The 25,431-nt window shown below is 67.0% G+C and carries 20 protein-coding genes and 4 tRNA genes; 15 read left to right on the forward strand and 9 right to left on the reverse strand.

Annotated features, from left to right (window positions below; translation table 11 throughout):
* The 13 genes from F579_RS0106000 to F579_RS0106060 form a co-directional block, all read left to right on the forward strand.
* On the forward strand, positions 1–498 hold a 498-nt coding region (locus F579_RS0106000), incomplete at its 5' end, for an NAD-dependent epimerase/dehydratase family protein (RefSeq protein ID WP_019023983.1).
* Positions 498–2,333, forward strand: coding sequence for an ABC transporter ATP-binding protein (locus F579_RS0106005; protein WP_019023982.1), 1,836 nt, complete (start codon positions 498–500; stop codon positions 2,331–2,333). The genes F579_RS0106000 and F579_RS0106005, both read left to right, overlap by 1 nt.
* A gap of 34 nt (positions 2,334–2,367) precedes the next feature.
* On the forward strand, positions 2,368–3,453 hold the full coding sequence (locus tag F579_RS0106010) for a sugar-transfer associated ATP-grasp domain-containing protein (protein ID WP_012982029.1): 1,086 nt from the start codon (positions 2,368–2,370) through the stop codon (positions 3,451–3,453).
* Positions 3,454–3,479: 26 nt separating this feature from the next.
* Positions 3,480–4,199, forward strand: a complete 720-nt coding sequence (locus F579_RS0106015; RefSeq protein ID WP_018994653.1) for a hypothetical protein — start codon at positions 3,480–3,482, stop codon at positions 4,197–4,199.
* 12 nt (positions 4,200–4,211) lie between these two features.
* Positions 4,212–5,549, forward strand: a complete 1,338-nt coding sequence (locus tag F579_RS0106020; protein WP_019023981.1) for a phenylacetate--CoA ligase family protein — start codon at positions 4,212–4,214, stop codon at positions 5,547–5,549.
* Positions 5,546–6,682 carry a glycosyltransferase gene (locus tag F579_RS0106025; protein ID WP_019023980.1) on the forward strand — a complete coding sequence of 379 codons (1,137 nt, stop codon included), beginning with the start codon at positions 5,546–5,548 and terminating at the stop codon, positions 6,680–6,682. Before F579_RS0106020 ends, F579_RS0106025 begins: the two co-directional genes overlap by 4 nt.
* Positions 6,679–8,025, forward strand: a complete 1,347-nt coding sequence (locus tag F579_RS0106030; RefSeq protein ID WP_019023979.1) for a glycosyltransferase family 39 protein — start codon at positions 6,679–6,681, stop codon at positions 8,023–8,025. Before F579_RS0106025 ends, F579_RS0106030 begins: the two co-directional genes overlap by 4 nt.
* A 74-nt stretch (positions 8,026–8,099) precedes the next feature.
* On the forward strand, positions 8,100–9,389 hold the full coding sequence (gene tviB, locus F579_RS0106035; protein WP_018993711.1) for a Vi polysaccharide biosynthesis UDP-N-acetylglucosamine C-6 dehydrogenase TviB: 1,290 nt from the start codon (positions 8,100–8,102) through the stop codon (positions 9,387–9,389).
* A 183-nt stretch (positions 9,390–9,572) separates the two neighbouring features.
* Positions 9,573–10,787 (forward strand): glycosyltransferase family 4 protein, encoded by a 1,215-nt coding sequence (locus tag F579_RS0106040; protein WP_019023978.1) that lies wholly within the window; start codon positions 9,573–9,575, stop codon positions 10,785–10,787.
* Positions 10,784–11,434: a sugar transferase gene (locus F579_RS0106045; RefSeq protein ID WP_019023977.1), complete on the forward strand. Its 651-nt coding sequence runs from the start codon at positions 10,784–10,786 to the stop codon at positions 11,432–11,434. The genes F579_RS0106040 and F579_RS0106045 overlap by 4 nt, the downstream gene beginning before the upstream one ends.
* Positions 11,431–12,282, forward strand: coding sequence for an aldolase/citrate lyase family protein (locus tag F579_RS0106050; RefSeq protein ID WP_019023976.1), 852 nt, complete (start codon positions 11,431–11,433; stop codon positions 12,280–12,282). The genes F579_RS0106045 and F579_RS0106050 overlap by 4 nt, the downstream gene beginning before the upstream one ends.
* On the forward strand, positions 12,273–13,241 hold the full coding sequence (locus F579_RS0106055; protein WP_019023975.1) for a D-2-hydroxyacid dehydrogenase: 969 nt from the start codon (positions 12,273–12,275) through the stop codon (positions 13,239–13,241). The genes F579_RS0106050 and F579_RS0106055 overlap by 10 nt, the downstream gene beginning before the upstream one ends.
* Positions 13,242–13,394: 153 nt before the next feature.
* Complete coding sequence (locus tag F579_RS0106060) at positions 13,395–14,411, forward strand: glycosyltransferase family 4 protein (RefSeq protein ID WP_019023974.1); 1,017 nt, start codon at positions 13,395–13,397, stop codon at positions 14,409–14,411.
* 59 nt (positions 14,412–14,470) lie between these two features.
* Here the strand turns inward: F579_RS0106060 and F579_RS0106065 are convergent, their stop codons facing one another.
* The 5 genes from F579_RS0106065 to F579_RS0106085 all read right to left on the reverse strand — a co-directional run bounded on the left by F579_RS0106065 (position 14,471) and on the right by F579_RS0106085 (position 17,223).
* Positions 14,471–16,468: a nucleoside-diphosphate sugar epimerase/dehydratase gene (locus F579_RS0106065; RefSeq protein WP_019023973.1), complete on the reverse strand. Its 1,998-nt coding sequence runs from the start codon at positions 16,466–16,468 to the stop codon at positions 14,471–14,473.
* 327 nt (positions 16,469–16,795) lie between these two features.
* Positions 16,796–16,871, reverse strand: a tRNA-Lys gene (locus F579_RS0106070).
* Between the two features lie 15 nt (positions 16,872–16,886).
* Positions 16,887–16,962, reverse strand: a tRNA-His gene (locus F579_RS0106075).
* A 39-nt stretch (positions 16,963–17,001) separates the two neighbouring features.
* Positions 17,002–17,078 (reverse strand) — tRNA-Arg (locus tag F579_RS0106080).
* A gap of 68 nt (positions 17,079–17,146) precedes the next feature.
* Positions 17,147–17,223: transfer RNA gene (locus tag F579_RS0106085), tRNA-Pro, on the reverse strand.
* A 162-nt stretch (positions 17,224–17,385) separates the two neighbouring features.
* Between F579_RS0106085 and F579_RS0106090 the strand changes: the two genes are divergently transcribed.
* Complete coding sequence (locus F579_RS0106090) at positions 17,386–18,261, forward strand: GGDEF domain-containing protein (RefSeq protein WP_019023972.1); 876 nt, start codon at positions 17,386–17,388, stop codon at positions 18,259–18,261.
* A 79-nt stretch (positions 18,262–18,340) separates the two neighbouring features.
* Positions 18,341–19,204: a bifunctional methylenetetrahydrofolate dehydrogenase/methenyltetrahydrofolate cyclohydrolase FolD gene (gene folD / locus F579_RS0106095; RefSeq protein ID WP_018860488.1), complete on the forward strand. Its 864-nt coding sequence runs from the start codon at positions 18,341–18,343 to the stop codon at positions 19,202–19,204.
* Positions 19,205–19,226: 22 nt separating this feature from the next.
* On the opposite strand, the gene F579_RS0106100 is transcribed toward folD, so the two are convergent.
* The 4 genes from F579_RS0106100 to F579_RS0106115 are packed head-to-tail and all read right to left on the reverse strand — an operon-like array spanning position 19,227 to position 25,380.
* Positions 19,227–20,846 (reverse strand): ABC transporter ATP-binding protein, encoded by a 1,620-nt coding sequence (locus tag F579_RS0106100; protein ID WP_019023971.1) that lies wholly within the window; start codon positions 20,844–20,846, stop codon positions 19,227–19,229.
* A 3-nt stretch (positions 20,847–20,849) separates the two neighbouring features.
* Positions 20,850–22,103, reverse strand: coding sequence for an ABC transporter permease (locus F579_RS0106105; RefSeq protein ID WP_019023970.1), 1,254 nt, complete (start codon positions 22,101–22,103; stop codon positions 20,850–20,852).
* Positions 22,096–23,475: an ABC transporter permease gene (locus tag F579_RS0106110; RefSeq protein WP_019023969.1), complete on the reverse strand. Its 1,380-nt coding sequence runs from the start codon at positions 23,473–23,475 to the stop codon at positions 22,096–22,098. The genes F579_RS0106105 and F579_RS0106110 overlap by 8 nt, the downstream gene beginning before the upstream one ends.
* 45 nt (positions 23,476–23,520) lie before the next feature.
* Entirely contained in the window at positions 23,521–25,380 is a 1,860-nt protein-coding gene (locus tag F579_RS0106115) for a peptide-binding protein (RefSeq protein ID WP_019023968.1), read from the reverse strand.
* Between the last annotated feature and the right edge of the window lie 51 nt (positions 25,381–25,431).

Raw genomic sequence — 25,431 nt, forward strand, 5'->3', positions numbered from 1 at the left:
CCGGTGACGGGCCTGCGCTTCTTTACCGTCTACGGCCCCTGGGGCCGGCCGGACATGGCGCTGTTCCTGTTCACCCGGAAGATCCTGGCGGGCGAGCCGATCGACGTCTTCAACTACGGACACCACCGCCGCGACTTCACCTACATCGACGACATCGTCGAGGGCGTGATCCGTACGCTGGATCGTCCGGCTCAGCCCAACCTCGACTGGACCGGCGCCGAGCCCGACTCGGCGACCAGTGCAGCCCCCTATCGGCTGTACAACATCGGGGCCCATCGTCCGGTGGAGTTGATGCACTACATCGAGGTGCTGGAAGACTGCCTGGGCTGCAAGGCGGAGAAGAATCTCCTGCCGCTACAGCCGGGCGATGTGCCGGACACCTACGCCGACGTCGAGGCGCTGCGCGCAGACACCGGCTACGAACCGACCACATCGGTCGAGGAGGGCGTCGCCCGCTTCGTCGAGTGGTATCTGGGGTATTACCGGGCAGCCGCCTGATGGGGGTCTACCGCAAAACGCTGCAGTTGCTCACCCCGGCGGAGAAGCGCCGGGGTGCGCTCGTGCTGGGGCTGATGATGATCATGGCGGTACTGGAGACCGCCGGGGTCGCATCGATCATGCCGTTCCTGTCCGTGCTGGGTAACCCGGAGCTGGTCAACACCAACCCGGTACTGAACCAGCTCTACACGGGGCTCGGCTTCAACTCGGTGGATCAGTTCATCTTTGCCCTGGGTGCGGCGGCCTTCGCGCTGATCCTGTTCTCGGCGGTATTTCGCACACTCACGCACTACGCGATGAACCGCTTCATCGAGATGCGCCGTCACAGCCTCGGCAAGCGCCTGCTGGAGACCTACCTGCGCCAGCCGTATGCGTTCTTCCTGAACCGTCATAGCGGCGACATGGCGAAGAGCATCCTGTCCGAGGTCGACCAGTTGGTGCTGAATGTCTTCCGTCCCGGGATCACGATGATCGCCTACCTGGTCGTAACCATCGCCATCGTGGCACTGCTGATCTTTGTCGATCCGTGGCTCGCGCTGGGGGTCGCGGTCGTAATTGGCGGGGTATATGGCACGATCTTCTTGTTCGTGCGCGGCCTGCTCGGGCGCATCGGCCGTGATCGCTCGCTCGCCAACAAGGAACGCTTCACGGCCGCCGGCGAGGCCCTCGGCGGCATCAAGGACATCAAGCTGCTGGGTCGCGAGCATGCGTACCTGTCGCGCTTCGATGCCCCCTCCAAGCGCCAGGCCCGGCACCAGGCGACCAACCAGACCATCTCTCAGGTACCCAAATTCCTGATCGAGGCGATCGGCTTCGGCGGCATCATCGGGCTCACCCTGATCCTGCTGCATACCCAGGGCGGCACCGGTACGGATGCGCTGGGCGAGATCCTGCCGATCCTCGGGCTGTACGCCTTTGCCGGCTACCGCCTGCTGCCCGCCGCGCAGCACATCTACGCGGGCCTTGCGAAGCTTCGCTTCGGCGCCGCCGCCGTGGAGAGCGTGACCGAGGACCTGCGCGAACGCGAGGCCCTGGCGGAGCTGCATCGCCAGGCCCCCCAGCCGCTGGTCCCGCAGAAGACCATCGCTCTCGAGGGCATCGAGTTCACCTATCCAGGCGGCCACCGCCCCGCGCTGCAGTCCATCAACCTGGAGATCCCGGTCGGCACATCGGTCGGGATCATCGGCACCACCGGCTCCGGCAAGACCACGCTGGTCGACGTCCTGCTGGGCCTGTTGCGCCCGACCGAGGGCGCCATCCTGGTGGATGGCCAGCCGGTCACGGATGCCAACCTGCGCGCCTGGCAGCAGTCCCTGGGCTACGTCCCCCAGGACATCTTCCTGACCGACTCGACCGTGGCCGAAAACATCGCGCTGGGGATTCCCGCCGCGCAGATCGACCACGATCGCGTCGAGCGCTGCGCGCGCATGGCACAGGTGCATGACTTCATCGTTCAGGACATGCCGGAGCAGTACGCCACGATGGTAGGCGAGCGTGGCGTGCGCCTGTCCGGGGGCCAGCGCCAGCGCATCGGGATCGCCCGCGCCCTCTACCACGACCCCGACGTCCTGGTGTTCGACGAGGCCACCAGTGCCCTGGACACCGCAACCGAACGCGCCGTGATGGAGGCGATCGAGTCCCTGTCACGCAGCAAGACCATCATCCTGATCGCGCACCGCCTGAGTACCGTGCGCGCCTGCGATCAGGTCGCCCACCTGGAACGGGGATCGTTCGCCTCCGTTGGCCGCTTCGACGAGCTGGTCACTCACACCGAGGCAGATAACCCCCAGGTCCAGTCCGTCCCCGGCCCTGCGGCCTCCGGCACCCATGGCTGAACCCGCCGTGTCGACACCACACGAGGAGTTGCCCGTGACGCACGTTCAATCCCAGCCGCTGCAGATCAAGAACAGCGGCCGCATCGCCCGCACCATTGCGCGCGCCGTCCATCTGCGCCACCTGCAAAAGTCGCGCAAGATCGCCATCCAGTGGCGCGAGAAGCTGATCCGCGCCCACGGCGAGTCTGCGGTCACGCGCCCGGTCCTGCAGCGGATCAAGCGCTATGCGACCGACACCTACGGGAGCGAGTCCTGGTGGCCATGGCTGGCCGCCTACACCGAGGTGCGGCGCGAGTTCGTCGAGGGGTGGATCGGCGACGATTACTACACCGAACACCTGAACCCGCTCTGGAACCGGCAGGACATCCGCCGCCTGAGCGGACTCAAGACCATGGATTCGCGCCTGTTCCCGGACAGCGTCGTGCCCCCGGTCTTCGTGCGCGTGGGTGGCCAGTACCTGGATGCCCAGGGGACGCCAGAGCCGCTGGAAACCGCCCTCTCCCGGCTCGAGGCCGGCAAGACCTATGTGATCAAGCCCGACGAGGGACGCCAGGGCCTCGGCGTGACCTTCACGACTACCGAGCAGGTGGCCGAAGAACTCGGCAAGGTCCCCGGAAACTGTATCGTGCAGCCCCTGATCGAGCAGCATCCCGATATCGCGCGGATCAACGCCAGCTCGGTCAATACGCTGCGGGTTCTGACCTTCCTCGATCCGGAATCCGGGGAACTGCGCATCCTGAACCATTTCCTCCGCCTGGGCCGCGAGGGGCAGCGCACCGACAACGTCTCCACCGGTGGCTACTTCGTCGGTGTCGATGGTGAGGGCTGGCTGGACGGCCACCTGCGCGACCCGGTCTGCGTCAGCATCGGCTCGGTCCACCCCGACAGCGGCGTGGACGTAAAGGACTGCCGGATCCCCAACTTCGGCGCGGTACGCGAGCTGTGCCTGAATGCCCATCGCCGCATCCCCTATCTGCGCTTCATTGGCTGGGACGTCTGCATTCAGGCCAGCGGCGAGCCCGTAATCCTCGAGTGGAATGCGGAGCAGGTGGCCTGGTCGCGCAACGAGTCCTGCTTCGGACCCTTGCTGCCCTCGGTCCCGCGCGGCTATCCGCGCTGATACGCCACTGCCATCAGGAGAACGACATGAACACGATCAAACTGCTGTGGACCGGTGGCTGGGACTCCAGCTACCGCCTGCTGGACTTGGCGCTTTATCGCAACCGCAAGGTACAGCCGATCTACGTGCTGGACCCGCGCCGGAAATCCTATGTGTACGAGTTGCGGGCCATGGCCAACATCCGTGCGGGCATCGAGGCGCGGGCGGAGGCCCGCGGGCGCGTGGCGCCGGTTCGTGTCTATCTGCGCAGCGACATCCTCGAGGACCCGAACATCACCGAGCTCTACCAGCGCCTGGCGAGCGAGGTGCATGTGGGTACCCAGTACGACTGGCTCGCCCGCCTGTGCGAACAGGAAGGCCTGCGCGACCTGGAACTGTCGCTCACCGGCCACGAGGCCGGCACCGAGTTGCAGGAACGTCTGTTCCGCAACCCGCAGTACGGCGATTTTCGCTTCCGCGAGGACGACTTCGCCTGGGAGCTGTTCCAGTACTACCGCTTCCCGTTGCTGTCGGTGACGAAGGAGGCGATGAAGTACGACGCCGAGGCCAAGGGCTTCCTGCCGCTGCTGGAGCAGTCGTGGTTCTGCCACTCGCCGATCCTCGGCCAGCCCTGCGGTCACTGTCAGCCCTGCCGCTTCTCGCGCGAGTCGCGGCGCACGATCCAGTATTCGCGTCTGGGTCCGTTCCTGGAGCTGGCCCGCCGGGCGCGGTCCAGCCTGCGCTCGACGCGCACCGCCAGCGCCTGAGGCACAACCGTCATGTCCCTGGCCTTTGGTGCCCTCCTCCCCTGGCTCTCCGGCCCACGCGAATATGCCGCGCTGCGCCGGGCGGAGCGGCTGCCCCTGCCCGCCCTGCAGCGCCTGCAGGCCGAGCGGCTCGCGCGCCTACTGGTACAGGCACGCGACGACGTGCCGTACTACCGGGAAATCCTGCCAGATGCGGACACCATCGCCGCCGATCCGCTGGCCACCCTGCTGTCGCTGCCCATCCTCGACAAGGACACCATCCGTCGCGAGGGCGAGCGCCTGTGCGCACAGCGGCCCCGACCCGGGCTGCGGCGCAACACCTCGGGGGGATCCACCGGCGAGCCGGCCACGTTCTACCAGGACACCGCCTATCGCCGCTGGGGCCGCGCCACCAAGGCCCTGTTCGACGGCTGGACCGGCTACCGCCCGGGGCAGCCCAAGGCCGTGCTGTGGGCGGCTTCACGCGACCTGACGGCACCCCGGGGCACCCGCCGCCTCGCCGAACGCCTGAAGAATCGCACCCTGCTGAACGCCTACCGCATGGACCCGGAGACGATGGATGCGCACCTCGAGCAGTTGCGCGCCGCGCCGCCCAGCCAGTTGCAGATCTACGCGGAGAGTGGCCACGAACTCGCCCGGCATGCCCTGCGCCGGGGAGTCCGTGTGCCGGGTATCGGCAGTGTGCTGAGTTCGGCCGGCACCCTCTTTCCCGACATGCGCGAGACCATCGAGAAGGCCTTCGATGCCCCCGTGTTCAACCGCTACGGCTCGCGCGAGGTGGGTGACATCGCCTGCGAATGCGAGCGCCACCGCGGGCTGCACGTCAACCCGCTGACCCAGTACCTGGAGATCCTCGACGACGACGGCCGTCCGACGCCACCCGGCATCCCCGGACGGGTCGTGGTCACCTCGCTGACGAACTACAGCATGCCCCTGCTGCGCTATGCGATCGGCGACCTGGCCAGCTGGTCCGGCGAGGCCTGCGACTGCGGGCGGGAATGGCCGCTGCTGGAGGGGGTATGGGGACGCGTGACCGACCATATCCGCGGCACCAGCGGTGCCGTGGTATTCGGCGGGTGGCTGCGCCAGTTGCTGTACCCGGAAGACTGGATCGGACAGTACCAGTGGGTCCAGCACGCGGAAGATCATATCCGCCTGCGCCTGATCCCCATCGATCGTGCCCCGCAGGGCGAGCGAGAACAGCGTCTGCAGGCGCGCCTGGAGCCCGAGATCCGCGAACAACTCGGCGCGGGCACACGCCTGGATATCGATCGCGTGGACGCGATCCCGCCGTCGCCCAGCGGCAAGCACCTGCATGTGATCAGCGAGTTGCAGGAGAACCGACGGTGAAGATCCTGCACGTGATCAACGGGCTCGGCCAGGGCGGCGCGGAGCGCCAGCTGGGCAACCTGCTGCGCGCGGCACCGGACGCCGGTGCCGTGTTCGCGCTCAAGGAACCCGGGGTGATGGCCGGCGACATCCGGGCGCAGGGTATCCCGGTCTATACCGGGCGACTGCGCAACCCGCTCTCCACGGGATGGATCGCCGCCCTGCGCCGCGCGCTGGCCGCCTATCAACCCGATGGCGTGATGGGCTGGATGTACCACGGCAACCTGGCGGCCTCGCTGACCCAACGCCTCGGGCATCAGGGCCCGGTGTTCTGGAACGTGCGCCACTCGTTGCATGACCTGGCGCACGAGAAACGCGGGACCCGCTGGGTGATCCGCACCGGCGCCTGGCTGTCGCGGTATCCGGCCCGCATCGTCTACAACAGCGCCACCGCCGCCGCGCAGCACGAGGCGCTGGGATTCTCCGCGGATCGTCGCGTGGTCCTGCCCAACGGCTTTGACCTGGCGCGTTTCCATCCGGCGCCGGACGCCGCCCCCGGGCTGCGCACCCAACTGGGTATCGGGGCGGATACCTGGCTGCTGGGCATGGTCGGGCGCGCCCACGCAATGAAGAACCATGCCGGACTGGTGGCCGCCCTGGCGCACCTGGTCCGGGGTGGAGCCGACGTGCACTGTGTAATGGTGGGCACCGGGGTGTCCGCAGATGACAACCCGCTGGCCCAGGCCATCCGCGAACACGGGATGGACCGGCATGTCACGCTGCTGCCGCCCACCCCCGAACCCGAGGCCCTCTACCCGGGCCTGGACCTGCTGGTGCTGCCCTCGCGCTGGGGCGAGGGCTTCCCCAATGTCGTGGGCGAGGCCATGGCCTGCGGCAGACCGGCCGTGGTCACGGATATCGGCGATGCCGCCCGCGTGGTCGGGTCCACCGGCTTTGTCGCCGCCAGCCCCGAGCCGCAGGATCTGGCGGACGCCATTGCCCGGGCCATCGGCCAGGGCCGTGAGCGCCTGCACGCGCTGGGTGGCGAGGCCCGTGCACGCATGGAATCGCATTACGCCCTCGAGGCCGTGGCCGCGCGCTACCAGACCGTGTTCCGGGATGCGATGGCCGATACCGCGCCCGTCTCGCCATGAGCTATACATCGATCCCGTTTACGACGATGGAGCTGCTGCTGTCGGCCAGCTTCCTGATGGTGGTGCTGGTCGCCGTGCTGTGGACCGGGGCCAGGCGCGAGGGCTATCTGTGGCCCCTGCTGGCGGCCCTGCTGGCCCGCATCGGGGCGGCGCTGGTACAGCGCTTCCTGTTTCCCCTGCCTCAGGGTGGCGCCGATGCGATCAGCTTCGAGCGCCGGGCCTGGTTCTGGGCCCAGAACGGCTGCGGCAATCTCGGCGACCACTTCAGCATGGGCAGCTCGTACCTGCACAGCTGGCTGATCGCGAACGTCTACGCATGTGCCGACCGCGCCCCCCTGGCCTTCCAGGCCGTGAACATCGCCCTGGGCATGCTGACGGTCTATCTGATTGCGCGCATCGCCGAGCAGCTCTGGGATCGCCAGGCCGCCGTGCGTGCAGCCTGGATCGCCGCATTGTTCCCGATCCTGATCGTGAACGCGGCCGTGCCACTGCGCGAGGTCTGGTTCACCGCCTTCTTCCTGCTGGGCGTGCTCTGGCTGGTGCGCTGGGTTCAGAGTCAGCGCACCGGTTTCCTGGTGGCCGCCGTCGGGGTCCTGCTGGGTGCGGCGGTCGTGCATGGCGCGGCGGTGTTTGCGATCGCGGGCATCGCGGTCGTGCTGGTCGGCTGGTCGATCAAGGAATTCCTGCGCGGCTCGGATCTGGGCCACCTGCGCCCCGGCCTGCTGCTCGGCGGCATGCTGCTCGGCACAGCCGGGGTCCTCGGATTCGTGGTGATGGACGAGATGCGCTTCTCGTCGATCGGGCAGCTGGGCGACGTGATGGAACAGACCGAGACGCTGGACCAGCGGGCCGAGCGCAGCGCCCGCGGCGGGGCGGCCTACCCGTCCTTTTTGATCCCGTCCAATGACCTACAGGCACTGCTCCTGACCCCGGTCCGGGTGGGCTATTTGCTGTTCGGCCCTCCGCTGTGGGAGGTGCGCTCGCCCGTCCATCTGATCGGCATGGCAGAGGGTCTGTTCTATCTGGCGCTGGTCCTGCTGCTGGCGGTGTATCGCCGGCACTGGTGGCATCGCTCGGACTTCCGCGTGCTGGTCGTGGTGTTCATCGTGCTGGCGATCATCTTCGCCTGGGGCACCAGCAACTTCGGGACCGCTGCCCGCCATCGCGCCAAGTTCCTCGGGATCCTGATCGCCCTGGCGGCGGGCCTGGCCGGGCGCCGCCTGTGGCGCTGGGAACGACTGCGACGCCTTGGCGCCAGTCGCTCGTCAGGCCCGAACAGCACCACGGACCCACCGGAGACTTCCGGCGCGGAGTTGCCGCAACCGCGGCGTGCCGCGCCCTGATCGGCCGCGCGCGACGCGCGCGCACCTGCCCCGTTCCCGGGGCCATTACCAACATTCACACAGGAGATTGGAAGATGGCGGAATTTGCGGCACCGGACGCCCCGCGTCTGGCCATAATTGGTCTAGGTTATGTCGGCCTGCCCCTGGCAGCCGAGTTCGGACGGGTCCTGCCCACGCTGGGCTTCGATATCGATACGGGCCGCGTCGAGGAACTGCGCGAGGGACACGACCGCACACGCGAGGTCTCCCGCGAGGAACTCGCCGCCGCCGAGCATCTGGAACTGACCGCCGACCTGGAGCGACTGCAGGACTGCAACGTGTTCATCGTGACGGTGCCCACCCCGATCGATGCCCACCGGCGCCCGGACCTGGGCCCGCTGCTGGCGGCCAGCCGCACGGTGGGTCGCGCCCTTAAACCAGGGGACGTGGTGATCTACGAGTCCACCGTCTACCCCGGCGCGACCGAGGAAGACTGTGCCCCGGTGCTGGCCCGCGAATCCGGCCTGGAACTGAACCAGGATTTCTTCCTCGGCTACAGCCCGGAGCGGGTCAACCCCGGCGACAAGGAACATCGCATCCCCGATATCGTCAAGGTCACCTCGGGCTCGACCCCCGAGGTCGCGACCTTCGTCAACGCGCTGTACGCCCGCATCATCCGTGCCGGCACCCATCCGGCCCCCAGCATTCGCGTGGCCGAAGCGGCCAAGGTGATCGAGAACACCCAGCGCGACGTGAATATCGCGCTGATCAACGAACTCGCGATGCTGTTCGAACGACTCGATCTCGATACCGAGGCCGTGCTGGCCGCAGCCGGGACCAAGTGGAACTTCCTGCCGTTTCGACCCGGCCTGGTGGGCGGGCACTGCATCGGCGTCGACCCGTACTACCTGACGCACAAGGCACAGGCCGCCAACTACCACCCGGAGATGATCCTTGCCGGACGCCGCACCAACGACGGCATGGGCGGCTACATCGCGGACCGCACGATCAAGGCCATGATCCGCAAGGGATTCCCGGTCGTGGGATCGCGCGTCCTGGTGATGGGACTGGCGTTCAAGGAGAATTGCCCGGATCTGCGCAATACGCGCGTCGTGGACATCATCCATGACCTGCACGGCTACAACGCCGAAGTCGATGTCTGGGACCCCTGGGTGGATACCGCCGAGGCCCGTCACGAGTATGGCCTGGACCTGCTGAGCGAGTCGCCGAAGCAGGGCGAGTACGACGCCATCATCCTTGCGGTCCCGCACCACGAGTTCGTCGAACTCGGGGCCCAGGGCCTGCAGAAGTTCGGGCGCGAGCGCGCGGTCATCTTCGACGTGAAATCCGTCCTCCCACCCGAGGCGAGTGACCTGCGTCTATAAACCGGCCATCCCCCTTGAGCCGGTCTGCCTTTTCGGGGTGTCTCGCACACTTTGAGCACCCCGAAACATAGCGATAAATCATTGTCCTGTTTACCTTTTGTACCCATGCACAAGGACTTCCGAGAGACCTCTCCAGCGTAGGCGGAGACCACCCGGCACCTCTTGGGAACAGGAGCAACAGACATGCAGAACACCGAGCACCGCAGGGTGGCCACCACCCTGCGCGGGGATGCCACCAGCACGGCACAGGCCGACCGGGAAAGCGAGTCGCGGGAACACAGCGGGATCGATCTCCTGATCGTGGCGGCCAATGCCCGATCGCTGATCGCCAACCGCGGGGACCTGATCCGCGAGATCCGCCGCCGCGGCCAAACGGTGGCCGCCGCCGTCCCGCGCAAGGACTACCTGCCCGAGGTCGAGGAGCTGGGCATCCCGATCTACCCGTTCGACCTGGGCCGTACCGGTGTCAACCCGATTGAAGACCTGCGCACGACCTTCGCCCTGACCCAGCTGATGCGGCGCCTGCGACCGGAGGCCGTGTTCAGCTATACCGTGAAGCCCGTGGTGTACGGTTCTCTGGCCGCCCGCTGGGCCGGGGTCCCGCGGGTCTACGCGATGATTACCGGTCTCGGGCATGCCTTTACCACCGAGTCCTGGCGCACGCGCATCCTGCGCACGATCAGTTCCGGCCTGTATCGCCAGGCGCTGGCCCGCTGCGATCGAGTGTTCTTCCAGAACCCGGATGACCTCCAGGATTTTCTCGATCGGGGTGTGCTGCCGGATACCGAGCGAGTCGTTCGCATTAACGGATCCGGGGTGGACGTGGACCGCTTCGCCCAGCATCCCCTTCCCGAAGGCGACCCGCTGTTCCTGTTTGTCGGCCGTCTGCTCACCGAGAAAGGCATCCTCGAGTTCGTGGAGGCCGCGCGCCAGGTTCACGCGCAACACCCCAATGCCCGCTTCGTGGTGGTCGGCCCCCATAACCCGGACCTGCCGCACACGATCTCGGCGGAGCAGGTCGAGGCCTGGAAGCGCGAGGGCATTGTCGAGTTCGTCGGTGGTGTGGCCGATGTTCGACCCTGGCTTCAGAAGGCCTCCGTGTTCGTCCTGCCCTCCTACCGCGAAGGCACCCCGCGTTCGGTGCTGGAGGCGATGAGCGTGGGCCGCCCGATTATCACCACAGATGCCCCGGGCTGCCGCGAGACCGTCGTCGACGGCGAGAACGGCCTCCTCGTCCCGCCCCGGACCTCCGCGCCCCTGGCGGACGCCATGCAGCGGCTCCTCGACCATCCGGAACTGTTGCCCCGCATGGCCCGGGCCTCGCGCGAGCGGGTCGAGGCGAAGTACGAGGTGGGGCAGGTCAACCGCGTCATTCTTCGAACGATGGAGCTCGCATGAACGCCACCCTCAAACGCCTGTTCGACATCCTGTCCAGCATGGCGGCGCTGCTCGTGCTGGCCCCGTTGCTGCTGCTGATCGCCATTGCGATTCGCCTCGACAGCCCCGGGTCGATCCTCTTCCGCCAGCGACGCATTGGCTTCAACGGCCAGCCGTTCCGGGTACTGAAGTTCCGCACCATGGTGGATCGCGACCCGGACGCGATCGACCAGCACCAGGAACAGGTGGTCAGCACCGGGGTCGACCCGCGCATTACCCGCGTGGGTCGCTGGCTGCGTGCGACCAGTCTCGACGAGCTGCCGCAGCTGTGGAACATCCTTCGCGGCGACATGAGCGTGGTCGGTCCCCGCCCGATCCTGCCGGAACAGGTAGAGGTCGTGCCCCCCTCCTACGCCTCCCGGTTTTCGGTGCGTCCCGGCCTGACCGGACTGGCCCAGGTCCGTGGTCGCCGCACGCTGGGCTGGATCCAGCAGCTCGAGGCCGACACCGAATATGCCGCGCAGCACAACCTGCTGTACGACCTGGGGCTGATTCTGAAGACGGTTTACGTCGTCCTGACCGGCCAGGGGGTCTACGGCGAGGCCGGGATCAACTGGCGTACCTATCGCGATTCGTTGCGTAACCGACAGCAAGGGGACATGGAATGACTTCGACCCTGAAACACATGTTCATCACTCCCTCCGCCGATGTGGCCCGGCAGGCCGAGGCAGCGGGGATCGCACGGATCTTTGTCGACATGGAGACCCGCGGGAAGGCCGAACGCCAGGGCCATCTGGACACCCACAAGGCGCGTCACACGCTCGACGATGTCCGCCGCATCTCCAACGTGCTCACGAGCGCAGAGCTGATGGTGCGCATCAATCCGCCGGCTCCGCAAACGCCCTCCGAGGTCCGTCAGGCGATCGACGCCGGCGCCGACCGGCTGATGCTGCCGATGTTCACCCGCATCGACGAGGTGCAGCATTTTCTCGACGCCGTCGGCGGACAGGTGCCGGTGACCCTGCTGGTCGAGACCCCGCAGGCCCTGATCCGACTGCCGTCCTACCTGCCCCTGCTCGGGCCAAAGGACCAGATTCATATCGGCCTGAATGATCTCAGCCTGGCGTCCGGGCTCGATTTCCTGTTCGAACCGCTGGCCGGCGGCATGCTGGAGGCGCCGGCCGCCCTCTGCCGCGAGGCGGGCGTCGCGTTCGGGTTCGGGGGCGTCGGCGCGGTGGGCAAGGGCGAGGTCCCGGCCGAATCCATACTGGGCGAGCATGTCCGCCTTGGGTCCGAATGGGTGATCCTTTCGCGCGCCTTCCGCGAGGTCGTCAGTCAGGAAGACCCGGCCACCGGGACGGCGCGCCTGCGCGGCGAGCTGGAGCGGCTGCAGGCCGCGGAACAGCAGTTTCGCGCTGCCCCCCCGGAAGCACTGCTGGAGAACCGCGACGAGGTCCGCACCCGCATCTTCCGGCTGGCGGCCCGCATGCACAACCGGAGCCGTGCATGCGCCTGAGCCACACCCTGTTCCTGCAGAAACCGGAGGTTCTGGAGAAGCAGCAGGACACGATCGAGGCCCACCTGCAGCAAGCATTGCCCGGCACCACGCTGACCTTCGCGGATCAGCCCGAGGCCATCCCCGAGGGGCTCGCGGTCGATGCGGTGATCGCCCCCACCCTGCCCTGGCTGCCCGACGCCCTGGACCGCCTGTCGCGGTATGACTGGGTGCACTTTCTGTCCGCCGGGGTCGAGAAGATCTGGGACATGCCATTCCCCAAGGATGGCCTGCTGATGACCAAGAGTAGTGGCGTCCACGGCGCCCCGATGAGCGAGTATGCGATCGGGGCCATGCTCTATTTCGCCAAGCACTTCGACCGCTTCAACGCACAAAGCCGCGAGAAGCGCTGGGAGCGCTGCTGGCTCGGGGAGCTGACCGGGCGCACCGCCATGGTGCTTGGCATGGGGCATATCGGTACCCAGGTGGCGCGCCGGGCCCGGGCGTTCGACATGCGCGTGATCGGTGTCCAGCGCAACCCGCGCCCCCATGACTGCGCCGACGAGGTCATTGCCCTGGATAGCGTGGAGGACCGCCTGCCGGAGGTGGACGACCTGATCGTATGCCTGCCGCTCACCCGGGACACCCGGCACCGGATCGGCGAAGCCCAGTTCCAGCGGCTGCAGCCGGGGGCCGTGCTGGTGGACATCTCGCGCGGCGGGGTTGTGGATCAGCAGGCGCTGACCCGGGCGCTGGATGCCGGACGCCTGCGCGGCGCGGCGGTGGATGTCTTCGAGCAGCAGCCTCTTCCCGCCCAGTCGCCGCTGTGGAACCGGGAGAACGTCCTCGTCACACCCCATGTCTCGGGCACCTCGCCGCACTATATGGAACGTGCGCTGGAGATCTTCATCCGCAATGCCCGCGCGATGGCGCAGGGTGAGCCCCCGGTGACTCCGGTCGACCCGATCGCCGGTTACTAGGTCGGCAAGTACCAGGTCGGCGGTTCCTGGCTCGACGGCTACCAGGCAAGCGCTGGAGTCCCACCTCTCCTTCCCCCACAATGCGCGGCATCCGGCCCGGGGCGGCATCAATCCGATTGCCTGTCCGGGGCCGCCAGCCGGGACCCATGGGGGATGACTTACGTGATCGAGACCATCGGATTGCTGACCGCCTTCGTGCTGGTGGTGGTGATCACGGGCTGGATTCGCCGCTACGCCCTGACGCGGCAGCTGGTCGACATCCCCGGCGAACGCAGCTCGCACCAGACCCCCACGCCACGCGGTGCCGGCCTGGCACTGGTGCTGGTTTTTCTGCTCGGAACCCTGCTCTCCGCCGGGATCGGCTGGGTCGGCGTGCCGACCGCCGCCGCCCTGATCGGGGCGGCGGGCGCCGTCGCCTGGGTCGGCTGGCTGGATGACCACGGCCACCTGGCCGCACGCTGGCGACTGCTGGTGCATTTTCTTGCGGCCGTCTGGGGTCTGGCCTGGCTGGGGGGATTGCCACCCGTGGCGATTGTCGGCGTCCAGATCGATGCAGGATGGATCGGCCATGTACTCGCGCTTTTCTACGTCGTCTGGCTGCTGAACCTCTACAACTTCATGGACGGCATCGACGGTCTGGCCGGCATTCAGGCAGTCACGACCTGTCTGGCCATGGCCGGCCTGCTCTTTGGCTGGGGGGATGCGCACGCGTGGTGGCTGCCGGCGCTGCTGGCCGCGGCAAGCGCGGGGTTCCTCGTCTGGAACTTTCCGCGGGCGCGGATCTTCATGGGGGATGTCGGGAGTGGCACGCTCGGATTGCTGTTGGGTCTGCTGTCGATGCACGCAGCGGGGCTGGACACGAACTTCCTGGCCGCCTGGCTGATCCTGCTGGGCGTGTTCATTGTCGACGCCACCACAACGCTGGCGGTACGCCTGTTTCGGGGAATGCGGGTCTATGAGGCCCATCGCAGCCATGCCTACCAGCATGCCGCCCACCGGTTCGGGTCGCATATCCCGGTGGCCCTGGGTGTCGCCGCGATCAACCTGCTCTGGTTACTCCCCATTGCAGTCCTGGTCGTTGCCAACCATCTACCGGGTGCCGCCGGTGTCGTGATGGGCTACCTGCCCCTGCTCCTGCTGGCCATCGCCCTGCGCGCCGGACGCGACTGATCCGGGTCTCGCCGAGGAGACCCGGATCATCCGACACCCCTCAGGGGGCTTCGTTGGTCCTAGCGTGGAACCGAATCGGCAATCCGTGCATAGGCGACTGCCGCCGGACGCGCGGTCGGGGCAGGAGCCGGACGGGGCCGACCGACCGGTGCGGGGGCACTGTGCGTGGCCTCTTCGTCGCGGCCCGGCTCGTACCCATCGACGATCTCGCGGAGCACTTCGAACGCCACGTTGGCATTGCGCTCGCGGTCGGCCTTTTCCAGCGTGCGCAGGGCGCGGGCGAGAACCGCCGGCTCCGCACAGGTTTCGCGCGCACGCATGATCTTGCTGTGCGGGGTCTCCTCCACGTTATCCCCGATCAGCAGCTCCTCGTAGAGCTTCTCGCCGGGACGCAGGCCGGTACAGGTGATGGCGATGCCCTCCCCTTCGGCCTCGTCCTCCCGGACCTGATGACCGTGCAGACGGATCATGCGTCGGGCCAGGTCGATGATGCGCACGGGTTCGCCCATGTCGAGCACATAGACCTCGCCCCCCTGCGCCATCGCCCCGGCCTGAATCACCAGCTCGGCGGCCTCCGGGATCGACATGAAGTAGCGGGTAATCTCCGGGTGAGTCACCGTGACCGGCCCGCCTTCGCGAATCTGGCGATGGAACAGGGGCACGACGGACCCGGAAGAACCCAGGACGTTGCCAAAGCGCACCATGCTGAACACCGTTGTGTTCTGACGGCGTGCGCGGTCCTGCAGCACCATCTCGGCCAGGCGCTTGCTCGCGCCCATCACATTCGTGGGCCGCACAGCCTTGTCCGTGCTCACCAGGATAAAGCGCTCGACGCCGGCCGCGATCGCCGCATCGGCCACCACGGCGGTACCCAGGCTGTTGTTGCGCAGGCCTTCCAGCAGATTGCCCTCGACCAGCGGCACATGCTTGTAGGCCGCCGCGTGGTAGAGCGTCTGCACGCCATACTGGTGCAGGACCTCTTCGACGCGCGCCTGGTTGGCGACCGAGCCCAGCACCGCGTGCACCTCGACGCCCGACTGCATGGACGACCGGCGCTGCGTAATCTCCTGTTCGATCCGATAGAGCGCGAACTCGTTACGCTCGAACAGCACCAGGGCGGCCGGCTCCAGACTGAGGATGCGGCGGCAAAGCTCCGAACCGATAGACCCGCCGGCCCCGGTGACCATCACCACGCGGCCCCGGATGCTGCGCGCCAGCAGGGCCTCGTTGGGCGGCACCGGATCGCGGCCCAGCAGGTCGGCGACATCCAGATCCTCCAGTTGATCCAGCGGGGCCCGGCCCGAGACGACTGCCTCCAGCGAGGGCACCGACTGCACATGCAGCGGATAGGGCTCCAGCCATTCGAGGATGCGCCGGCGGTCGGCACGGCTCGCCGACGGCACCGCCAGCAATACCCGGCGCACGCCACACTGCTCCACCAGGGTGCCCAGGGCCTCGCGGCCACAGACCGGGATGTCGTCAATCGAACGCCCCTGGACCGCCGGATCCTCGTCGATGAAGGCCATCACCCGGAAGCGGCCGCTGGACTGCAGGCCGGAGGCCAGCTGAACCCCTGCCTCGCCGGCGCCAAAGATGACCACGCGCTCGCTGCCGGTACGCGCATCGGACACAGCCTGGTACCAACTGCGCACCACAAATCGTCCCGCCGCTACCAGGGCAAAGGCCAGCAGGGCGAAGTTCACCGCGACCGCCCCGAAGAAACCGGGCGTCTGTGTCAGTTCGGCCGAGGCCCAGATCATCAGCGCCAGCGCCGAGACCCCGACGATCACCGCACGCACCGCGCGCGCCCCCATGAAACGCACGACGGTTCGATAAAGGCCAAGGCGCGCAAACACCAGTGCGCCGACCGTCGGGACCAGGGCAAACAGCCACCAGGCCTCTACCATCATGGGCGGCAACGGCTGCCCCGTGCGAATCACAAAGGCCAGCCACAGCGCCAGCGGCAGCATCACGATGTCCGCCAGCACCATCAATCCCTGTTTTTTGCCGCGCGGCAGTCGCAGCAAGTTCTCCAGACTACGATCCAGTACCGCCATGATTAGGGCCTCCAATGTGTCAGCAACCGGGCACGGTGTGCTTGCCGAACCTGTCGGCTTGCCTTGCACCGCAAACGTGTGGGGAGGCTAGCACCTGAATGGCAGACTAATTGGGGGGGAAATCACGCTGTCAGACGAACGACTGAGGGCACCATCACGCTGTCGGTAGATCGCTGCGAGATCAGGAGTAAAAGGTTGACCGAATACCGCTCGATACACCCGACATTCGAGCACAGGTCAGCACCGCCAGGCACAGCCAGACCGAACAGGCGAGGCCACTCGAAGGAAGCAAAATGCGGATCAGACGCGGAAGATCAGGCTTGGAGATGGTGGGCCGTGTAGGAATCGAACCTACAACCAATGGATTAAGAGTCCACTGCTCTACCAATTGAGCTAACGGCCCCCAAGAAAAAGGGGATGGGGTGACCGATGGGACTCGAACCCACGACAACCGGAGTCACAATCCGGGACTCTACCAACTGAGCTACGGTCACCACCGTGTCACTGTCCAGGCAACTGCCACAGGGCGGCTCTGGCGCGCCCGGCAGGACTCGAACCTGCAACCGTCGGCTTAGAAGGCCGATGCTCTATCCGGTTGAGCTACGAGCGCGTTACCGCCGAACGTCGAGGTGCCACGCCTGATCTCGAGCCTGCCTGCAAACCATTGGCCGGGAGGGGTGGTCGGGGTAGAGGGATTCGAACCCCCGACATCCTGCTCCCAAAGCAGGCGCGCTACCAGACTGCGCTATACCCCGTCGAGCCGTCCCCGCAAAAGGGCCTACACAGCGAGCGCAGGATGGTAGCGCTACCACCGCCAGCGGTCAAGGTACAAGGGGTTAGAAACGTTGTTCTTTCATGCACGTTTCCGTGGTACGTTGCAGGTACGCAAATCGGGATTGCGTGCGGGGGACAGGGAGATGCTCAACTGGATCGCCAACGGGGCCATCGTGCTGGGTGCAGCGGGCCTGATCTATGCCCAGTGGAATCTGGCCCGCCTGCTGCGCGAGCTGCCGGAGAGCCGCGTGCGCACCGGCTGGCTGCTGATGTTCCTCCTGATCCCGATTTTCACCTTGGGATATCTCGGCTTCATCCCGCTGAACTGGGGCCTGTACCACTCGATCCCCGATCTTCTGGTGCCGATCATCTTCCTGCTGGGCGGCTGTTTCGTCTGCACCGTTGTACGCCTGACCTACAGCTCGGTGGAGAGCATCCGCCGCATCACCCGGCTGGAACACGAGTCAATCACCGATCCGCTGACCGGCCTGTTCAACCGTCGCCACATGAATCGCCGCCTGGACGAGGAGGCCGCCCGTGCACGCCGCTATGGGCAGGCGCTGTCGGTGGTCATGCTGGACATCGACCAGTTCAAGGGGATCAACGATCGCCTGGGACACCTGGCGGGTGACTATATCCTCGAATCGATCGCCCAGCGCCTGCGGCAGAATCTGCGCCGCGTGGACCTGGCGGCGCGTTTTGGTGGCGAGGAGTTCGTGGTTATCACCCCGCATACCGACCAGGATGCCGCCATGCAGCTGGCCGAAAAACTGCGCACCGAAATCGCCCAGACGCCCATTATCCTCAAGGGTCACGAGCACGTACCGCCCTGCGCGCCGGATGAACTCTACGTGACGGTATCGGTCGGCGTCGCCAGCCTCGACATCGAGCCCGACTCGCGCGACAACGCGGATTTCCTGATCCAGCGGGCGGATGACGCCCTCTATCGCGCCAAGGCCGGCGGCCGCAATCGCTGCGAGGCCGGACCCAGTCGCGCCAGCCTGGTCGCGGCGATCTGACACGCCCACGAGCATACTGGCTTGAGGCGCTCCCGCGCGCGTGGGATGATCGCGGCCAGTTTCCGAGACAGAGCCTCCCATGACCGCCCAGCTCATCGACGGCCGCGCGATTGCCCAGACCCATCGCGCCCGCATCGCCACCGAGATCGAATCCATGACCGCCCGCGACCTGCGTCCACCGGGTCTGGCGGTGGTGCTGGTCGGGTCCGACCCCGCCTCCCAGGTCTACGTGCGCAACAAACGCAAGGCCTGCGAACAGGTGGGGGTGGTCTCGCACTCATACGACCTGCCCTCGGGCACGCCGCAGACGGACCTGCTGGCCCTGATCGACCAGCTCAATGCCGACCGCACCATCGACGGCATCCTGGTGCAGCTCCCCCTGCCCAGCCATATCGATCCGGAGACGGTGATCGAGCGCATCTCGCCCGCCAAGGACGTTGACGGGTTCCACCCCTACAACGTCGGCCGGCTCGTCGCCCGCATTCCGCGCCTGCGCCCCTGTACCCCCTGGGGCGTGATCCAGCTGCTGCGCCACCTGGACGAACCGTTCAAGGGCCGCACCGCCTGCGTGATCGGCGCCTCCAACATCGTGGGCCGCCCGATGGCCCTGGAACTCCTGCTGGCCGGGGCCACCCCGACCATCTGCCACCGCTTTACGCCGGATACCGCGGGTATCGCGCGCCAGTCCGACATCCTGATCGCGGCGGCCGGCAAGCCGGGCCTGGTCAAGGGCGACTGGGTCAAACCCGGCGCCACGGTGATCGACATCGGCATCAACCGCCGCGAAGACGGCACCCTGTGCGGTGATGTGGAGTTCGATGCGGCTGCGGAAAAGGCTGACTGGATTACGCCGGTCCCCGGCGGGGTCGGCCCGATGACCGTGGCGATGCTGCTGGACAACACCCTGCGCGCCCGCGCCTTCGGCACCCACGAGGCGAGCTAGGCAACCGCCAGATGGACGAGCGTTACTGCACGTAGCGCGAGACCCGGGGCACCGCGTCCAGCAGGTGCCGGGTGTAGTCGGCACGCGGATTGGCCAGCACCTCGGCCGTGTTGCCGATCTCCTCCATACGGCCGTCGTGCATCACCAGCATGCGGTCGGAGAAATACTCGACCACGCCCATGTCGTGAGTGATGAAGATCAGCGCCAGGCGGCGCTCGACCCGCAGTCGGCCGAGGATCTGCAGGACCTCCGCCTGCACCGAGACATCCAGTGCACTGGTCACCTCGTCGCAGATGATCACGTCCGGGTCCAGCACCAGGGCCCGGGCGATGCCGATGCGCTGACGCTGGCCGCCCGAGAACTCGTGCGGATAGCGCCACAGCGTATCCGGCGGCAGCGCGACCTGGTCCAGGGTCGCCCGGGCGCGTTCGATGCGATCTTCCTGATCCTCGCCGATCCCGTGGACGGCCATCGGTTCGGTCAGCAGGGTCATCACGTTCAGGCGCGGGTTCAGCGACGAGGCCGGGTCCTGGAATACCACCTGCAGGTGACGGCGCAGACGCCGCAAAGGCTTGCGCGGCATCCCGGTCAGCGGCTGGTCGCGATAGCGGATCTCGCCGCCGGTGGGTTCGATCAGGCGCAGTATCGCGCGGCCCAGCGTCGTCTTGCCACAGCCGGACTCCCCCACGACCGCCAGCACCTCACCGTTTTCGAGTTGGAACGACACACCGTCCACTGCACGCACGACATCCACCTGGCGACGCATCAAGCCCTTCAGCACCGGGAAGTGGACCTGCAGGTCGCGCACGTCCAGCAGCGTCTCGCGCCCGGCCCCCGGCACGGAGGGCAAGGCCGGCAGGTTCTCCGGCAGGGCCCCGATCAGCTTGCGTGTGTAGGCATCCTGTGGATCGCGTAACAAGGGATGACACTCGCCCTGCTCCACCAGCCGGCCCTTGTGCATCACCGCCACGCGATCCGCCACCGAGGCGACCACCCCAAAATCATGCGTGATCAGCAGCACGGCCATCCCGTTCTTTTCGCGCAGCTGATCAATCAGCTTCAGGATCTCGGCCTGGATGGTCACATCCAGCGCGGTGGTCGGCTCGTCGGCAATCAGCAGATCCGGCTCCGCCACCAGCGCCATCGCGATCATCACGCGCTGACGTTGCCCCCCGGAAAGCTTGTGCGGATAGTCGTGACGCCGCTGTTCCGGGTTCGGCAGCTGGACCTCGCGCAGCACCTCGAGCACCCGCGCCTCGCGCTCGGCCGGGGTCATCTGCGGGCGATGCAGGCGCAGGACCTCGTCGATCTGGTCGCCCACAGTCAGCACCGGGTTCAGCGAGGTCATCGGTTCCTGGAAGATCATGCCCACTCGATCCCCGCGCACCTGCTGCATCACGCGGTCCGGCAGGCCCAGCAGTTCCTGCCGGGTCCCGTGCCCGGCCAGCCAGACCTCACCCGTGGAGGGCTCGAAGCCCCCGTCCAGCAGCCGCATGATCGCCAGCGCCGTGATCGACTTGCCGGACCCGGACTCGCCCACCAGCGCGAACAGCTCGCCTGCGCGGATCGAGAAGCTGATGTCCTCGACCAGCGGCGCCTCGCTGTCGCGATGGCGAATGCGGAGGTTGCGCACCTCGAGCATGGCCTAGCGCACCCCCCCGCTGGTGGCACCCGAGGCGGCCGGGCGGGCCGGCGCGGCATGGCTGGCCGCCTTCGCGGCCGAGCGCGAGTGCGGGTCCACCGCATCGCGCAGGGCCTCGCCAATCAGGTTGTAGGCGAACACAGTCAGGAAGATCGCGCCCCCCGGGAAGGCCGCCATCCACCAATTGAAGGTGGAGCTCTGCACCGCCTGGTTCAGCATCTGCCCCCAGGAGGGCTCGTCCACCAGCCCCAGGCCCAGGAACGACAGCGTGGCCTCGGCGAGGATCGCGGAGGCCACGCCAAAGCTGGCCGCCACCAGGATCGGCGCGATCCCGTTGGGCAGCATATGGCGGAACAGGATCGAGGGCAGCGACAGCCCGGAGGCGATCGCCCCCTGCACGAAGTCCTGCTGGCGCAGGCGCAGGAACTCGGCGCGCACATAACGCGCATAGCCGGACCACGACGTCAGGCCGATGATCAGCATCATCAGGTACAGCGAGCGCCCGAAGAAGGCGACGAAGGTCAGCAGCAGGAACAGCGTCGGGATGGCCTCGAAGATCTCTACCAGGCGCATACCGATGATGTCCACGATCCCCGAGAAATAGCCCATCAACCCGCCCAGTATCACCCCGATCCCAAGTGCGATCCCGGTGGCGATGAAGCCGATGGACAGGGCGATGCGCGAGGCATGGATCATGCGCGAGAGCGCGTCCGCGCCGTTGTCGTCGGTACCGAACCAGTGCACGCGATCGGGGGACTCGCGCGGGGCCTCGAGCCCGGTGTCCGCGTAATCCCGCAGGTAGTCGCGCGGCGAATACGGGATCGGCGCTCGGATCACGGTCTGGTATTCGCCCTGCGCCTCGGCCTCGCGGTACTGCTCGTAGATCACCAGCGAGGGGGCCGAGACCGTCTGCCAGGCGACCGCCCCCAGAATCGCGCTCAGCACTCCCCAGAGTACAAAGCGCCGCCAGGGCCGGCCGGGCAGCAGCCAGAACACGCCCGCCAGCACCAGCATCCCGAACAGCGTGACATCCGCCGCGGTCAGGTAGCGCAGAAACGGCATGGACCAGCCGTCCGCCGTCTGCACCAGCAGCGGGTGCGAGCTGGCCAGCACGGGCGCCAGGATCGCGACCAGCGTCAGCAGCGCGATCCAGCCGATCCCCAGCCGCGCGCCCCAGCGCAGCAGCACCTCTCCGACCACACGACGTGCCCAGGAGCGGCTGCGACGGCCCTCGACCTGCTGTACCGACTCAGTCATAGCTCACCCGCGGGTCGACAATGGCATAGGCCAGGTCCGCCAGTAGATAGCCAACCAGGGTCAGCACGCCGGAGATCAGGGTGATCGACAGCACCAGTTCACGGTCGCGGGTCTGCACCGCCTCCACCGCGAGCTTGCCCATCCCGTCGATCGAGAAGATCGCCTCCACGATCACCGACCCGGCCAGCAGCGACGGCAACAGCGTGGCCGAGACGGTAATCAGGGGCAGCAGGCTGTTCCGGAACACATGTCGCCACAGCACCTCGTGATCGGGCACGCCCTTGGCTCGCGCGGTGCGGGCATAGTCCGAGTTCAGGTTCTCCAGCACCGACGAACGCGAGAGTTTGGCCAGGAAGGCGAGTCCCCCATAGGACAGGCACAACACCGGCAGCACCAGGTGCCAGGCGCGATCGAGCAGGAAACCCGGGACCATGCTGCCCGGCGCCAAGCCCAGCGCTATCGCAAACCCCGCGGCCAAGCCCACCGTGCCCAGGTAAAAGCCACGCAGCACGCCCCAGTCGCTGTGCGCCATCAGCCAGCCCAGCACCAGACCGATCCCCATGGCAACCGTCGTGCTGATCCAGCCCGCAGGCGCCAGGTCACTGAACATCAGCCAACCGCAGAAGCCCCCAATGGCCGCACCGAGCCCGCCCCGGATCAGCGCGGGCAGGTAACGCGCCAGGTAAATGCCGAGTGCCGCCCCCAGAAACGGCAGCACCAGCAGCAGCGGTATGGCCCAGGCCACCTCCACCGTCGGCAGGAAAGTCATGTCCAGCGCCGCCCGCTGGCTCAAGCCCCCGGTCGGAAACCATTGCCAGAACTGATCGGAGGCAAAGAAACCGATCAGCAGCACGCCCGCCAGCATTGTGGGCACCGACCAAAGGGCCAGCAGCACCACCCCGGACTGGGAATCGAAGGCCTGCCCCTGCTGGGTGGCTGCCCGCACCCCGACGGCCACCGCCACGATGTAGATCAGTGGTATGGACAGCACATTCAACAGCAGGGTGATCGGCAGGCGTTCGGCAATCAGATCGGAAACCGGGCGGCCAAAGCGGAAACTGGTCCCGAGATTGGGGGCCTTCAGCTTCGGCCAGCCGGTCAGCGAGCCGTCCTCGTCCTGGGCAAAGCCCACCGGCGAGATGTTGTTCAACCAGCGCCCGTACTGCACCGGCGGCGGCTGGTCCAGGCCATAGAGGCGGTTGTAGTACTCCTCCATCGCCTTTTGCGCCTGCGGCTCCAGCCCCTGCCCCTCGATCAGGGTCAGTGCGCTGATGCCACCGGGCGCGGCCGCCATCACGGCAAAGACCACGATCGTGATGCCGAACAGCGTCGGCACCATCAGCATCAGGCGGCGCAGGATGTAGGTCAGCATGGCGTGCGCGGGTTCTCTGGCACTCCGGCCCCGGTTGGCATGCGGCTACTGCCCGTACCGCTGCTGGTCAAACGGGACGTAGATCTCCACCGGCACGAACCCGAGGTTCAGGCCGAGTGCCGTCTGTTCCAGGTTCTGGATACGCCGGTCGATGAAGGCAAGGGTCTGGCGCCGCATCAGGAAGGTATACGGCTGATCCTCCACCAGGATCCGCTCGGCCTCGCGCCAGTGCTCCATGCGCTTGTCTTCGTCCACCTCGCCGCGCGCGGCCTCGATCACGGCATCCAGCTCGGGGTTTTCGTAGTTGATGAAATTGTCACCACCAGAGACCGTCTGGCTGGAGTGGAACATCTGGTAGATGTCCACCTCCACGCCGCTGGTCCAGCCCAGGGTAATGGCATCGAAGTCCTGGCGGCTGAGCTTCTCCAGCATCACCGACCACTCGGTTGGCTGCGGCCGCATATGAACCCCGGCGCGGGCATACAGATCGCGCAGGAACAAGGCGATACGGCGGGTGTCCTCGTTGTCCTGGAAGTACACCAGGTCGAACGAGAACGGCTCGCCGTCCTCATTGATCAGCACCCCGTCGCGGTTCTTCTCGGAGTAGCCGGCCTCGGCCAGCAGCTCCAGCGCGCGTTCGACATCAAAGGGGATGTGTTCGAGGTCGGGGTTGTGCTGGTCGCTGCGTGGGCTGAACGGGCTGATCGCGCGCTCGGCATAGCCCAGCATCACCTGCTCGATCAGGCGATCGACATCCGTCAGATAGCTCATCGCCCGGCGCACGCGGGGATCGGCAAAGCGGGTCGGCTCGCCATCGCGCTTCTGGTTCCAGCCGATATAGGAATAGCCCGCGGTCGGGCTCATGTATTCGTGGGTATCCGCGCGTTCACGCAGGGCCTCGTCATCGCGCAGCCGGGCGTATTCGCGCGGCCGGGCCCCGTAGACGTCGATGTCGCGGTTGCGGAAGGTCGTCAGGCGCGCGCTGTCATTCTGGATCACGCGCCAGACGAGCCGGTCAAACGAGGGCTCCACCGGCCCCCAGTAGCGCGGATTGCGCTCCAGTTCGATCCGCCCGGCATCCGGCGTCCAGCCGGTCGGGTCCTCGAGCCGGTAGGGGCCGGATCCCAGCAGAATCCCGCGCGACTCGTTGAACGTCTCGGGCTCGTCGAGGTAGCGCTCGTAGAAATGCTTTGGCAGGACGTTCAGCCCACCGGCGACCCGCAAGGCGTCAAAATACGGCTCCTCGAAGGTGAACACGACGGTACGCTCGTCCACCGCCTCCACCTTCTCGACCTTCTCCAGGAAGGCCCGCGCGCGCGGCACCGCGATCGCATCGGTCATCAGGAAGTTGAAGGTGAACTCCACGTCCTCCGCGGTCAGCGGCTCGCCGTCGGAGAACTGCAGGCCAGGACGCAGCTGGAAGGTCAGCTCCTGACCGGATTCATCGAAGTCCCAGGACGCGGCCAGCAAGCCCTGCCAGTCCAGGGTCTCCGGATGGCGCTGCACCAGCGATTCCAGCACGTAGTTCTGTACGTCAGCGGCATAGGCGTCGCTGGAGACATAGGGTGTGATCGTCGCCAGCCCCGTACCGAAGGCCTGCACCAGCCAGTCGCCCTCGGCATAATCATCACGCCCCGCCGCCTCGGCCGCCCGCTCGAATGCCGAGGGGACCTCCGCGACCCGAGGTGCGCGCTCGCCGTCCCCAGTGGTGAAACGCCCCGAGGCCAGATCGGACTCGAGACTCTGCAGACTGCGGCGCAGTGCCCGCAGGTCGCGCGCCTGCTCGCTCATCATGTTCTGCATGGCGGCCATGCGCTGCCACTGGCGATCCACCTGCACCATGACCAGCAACAACAGGATGCCCAGCACGATCAGGGTGACAATCCAACCAAAATGACGACTCACAAGGCCTCCGCTCTTGAGTGGCACCGACGTCCGCGCTCCCCAGGGACAAAC

Origin of the sequence: Thioalkalivibrio sp. ALJ21, from assembly GCF_000378605.1 — a bacterium.
Classification (GTDB): Bacteria; Pseudomonadota; Gammaproteobacteria; order Ectothiorhodospirales; family Ectothiorhodospiraceae; genus Thioalkalivibrio.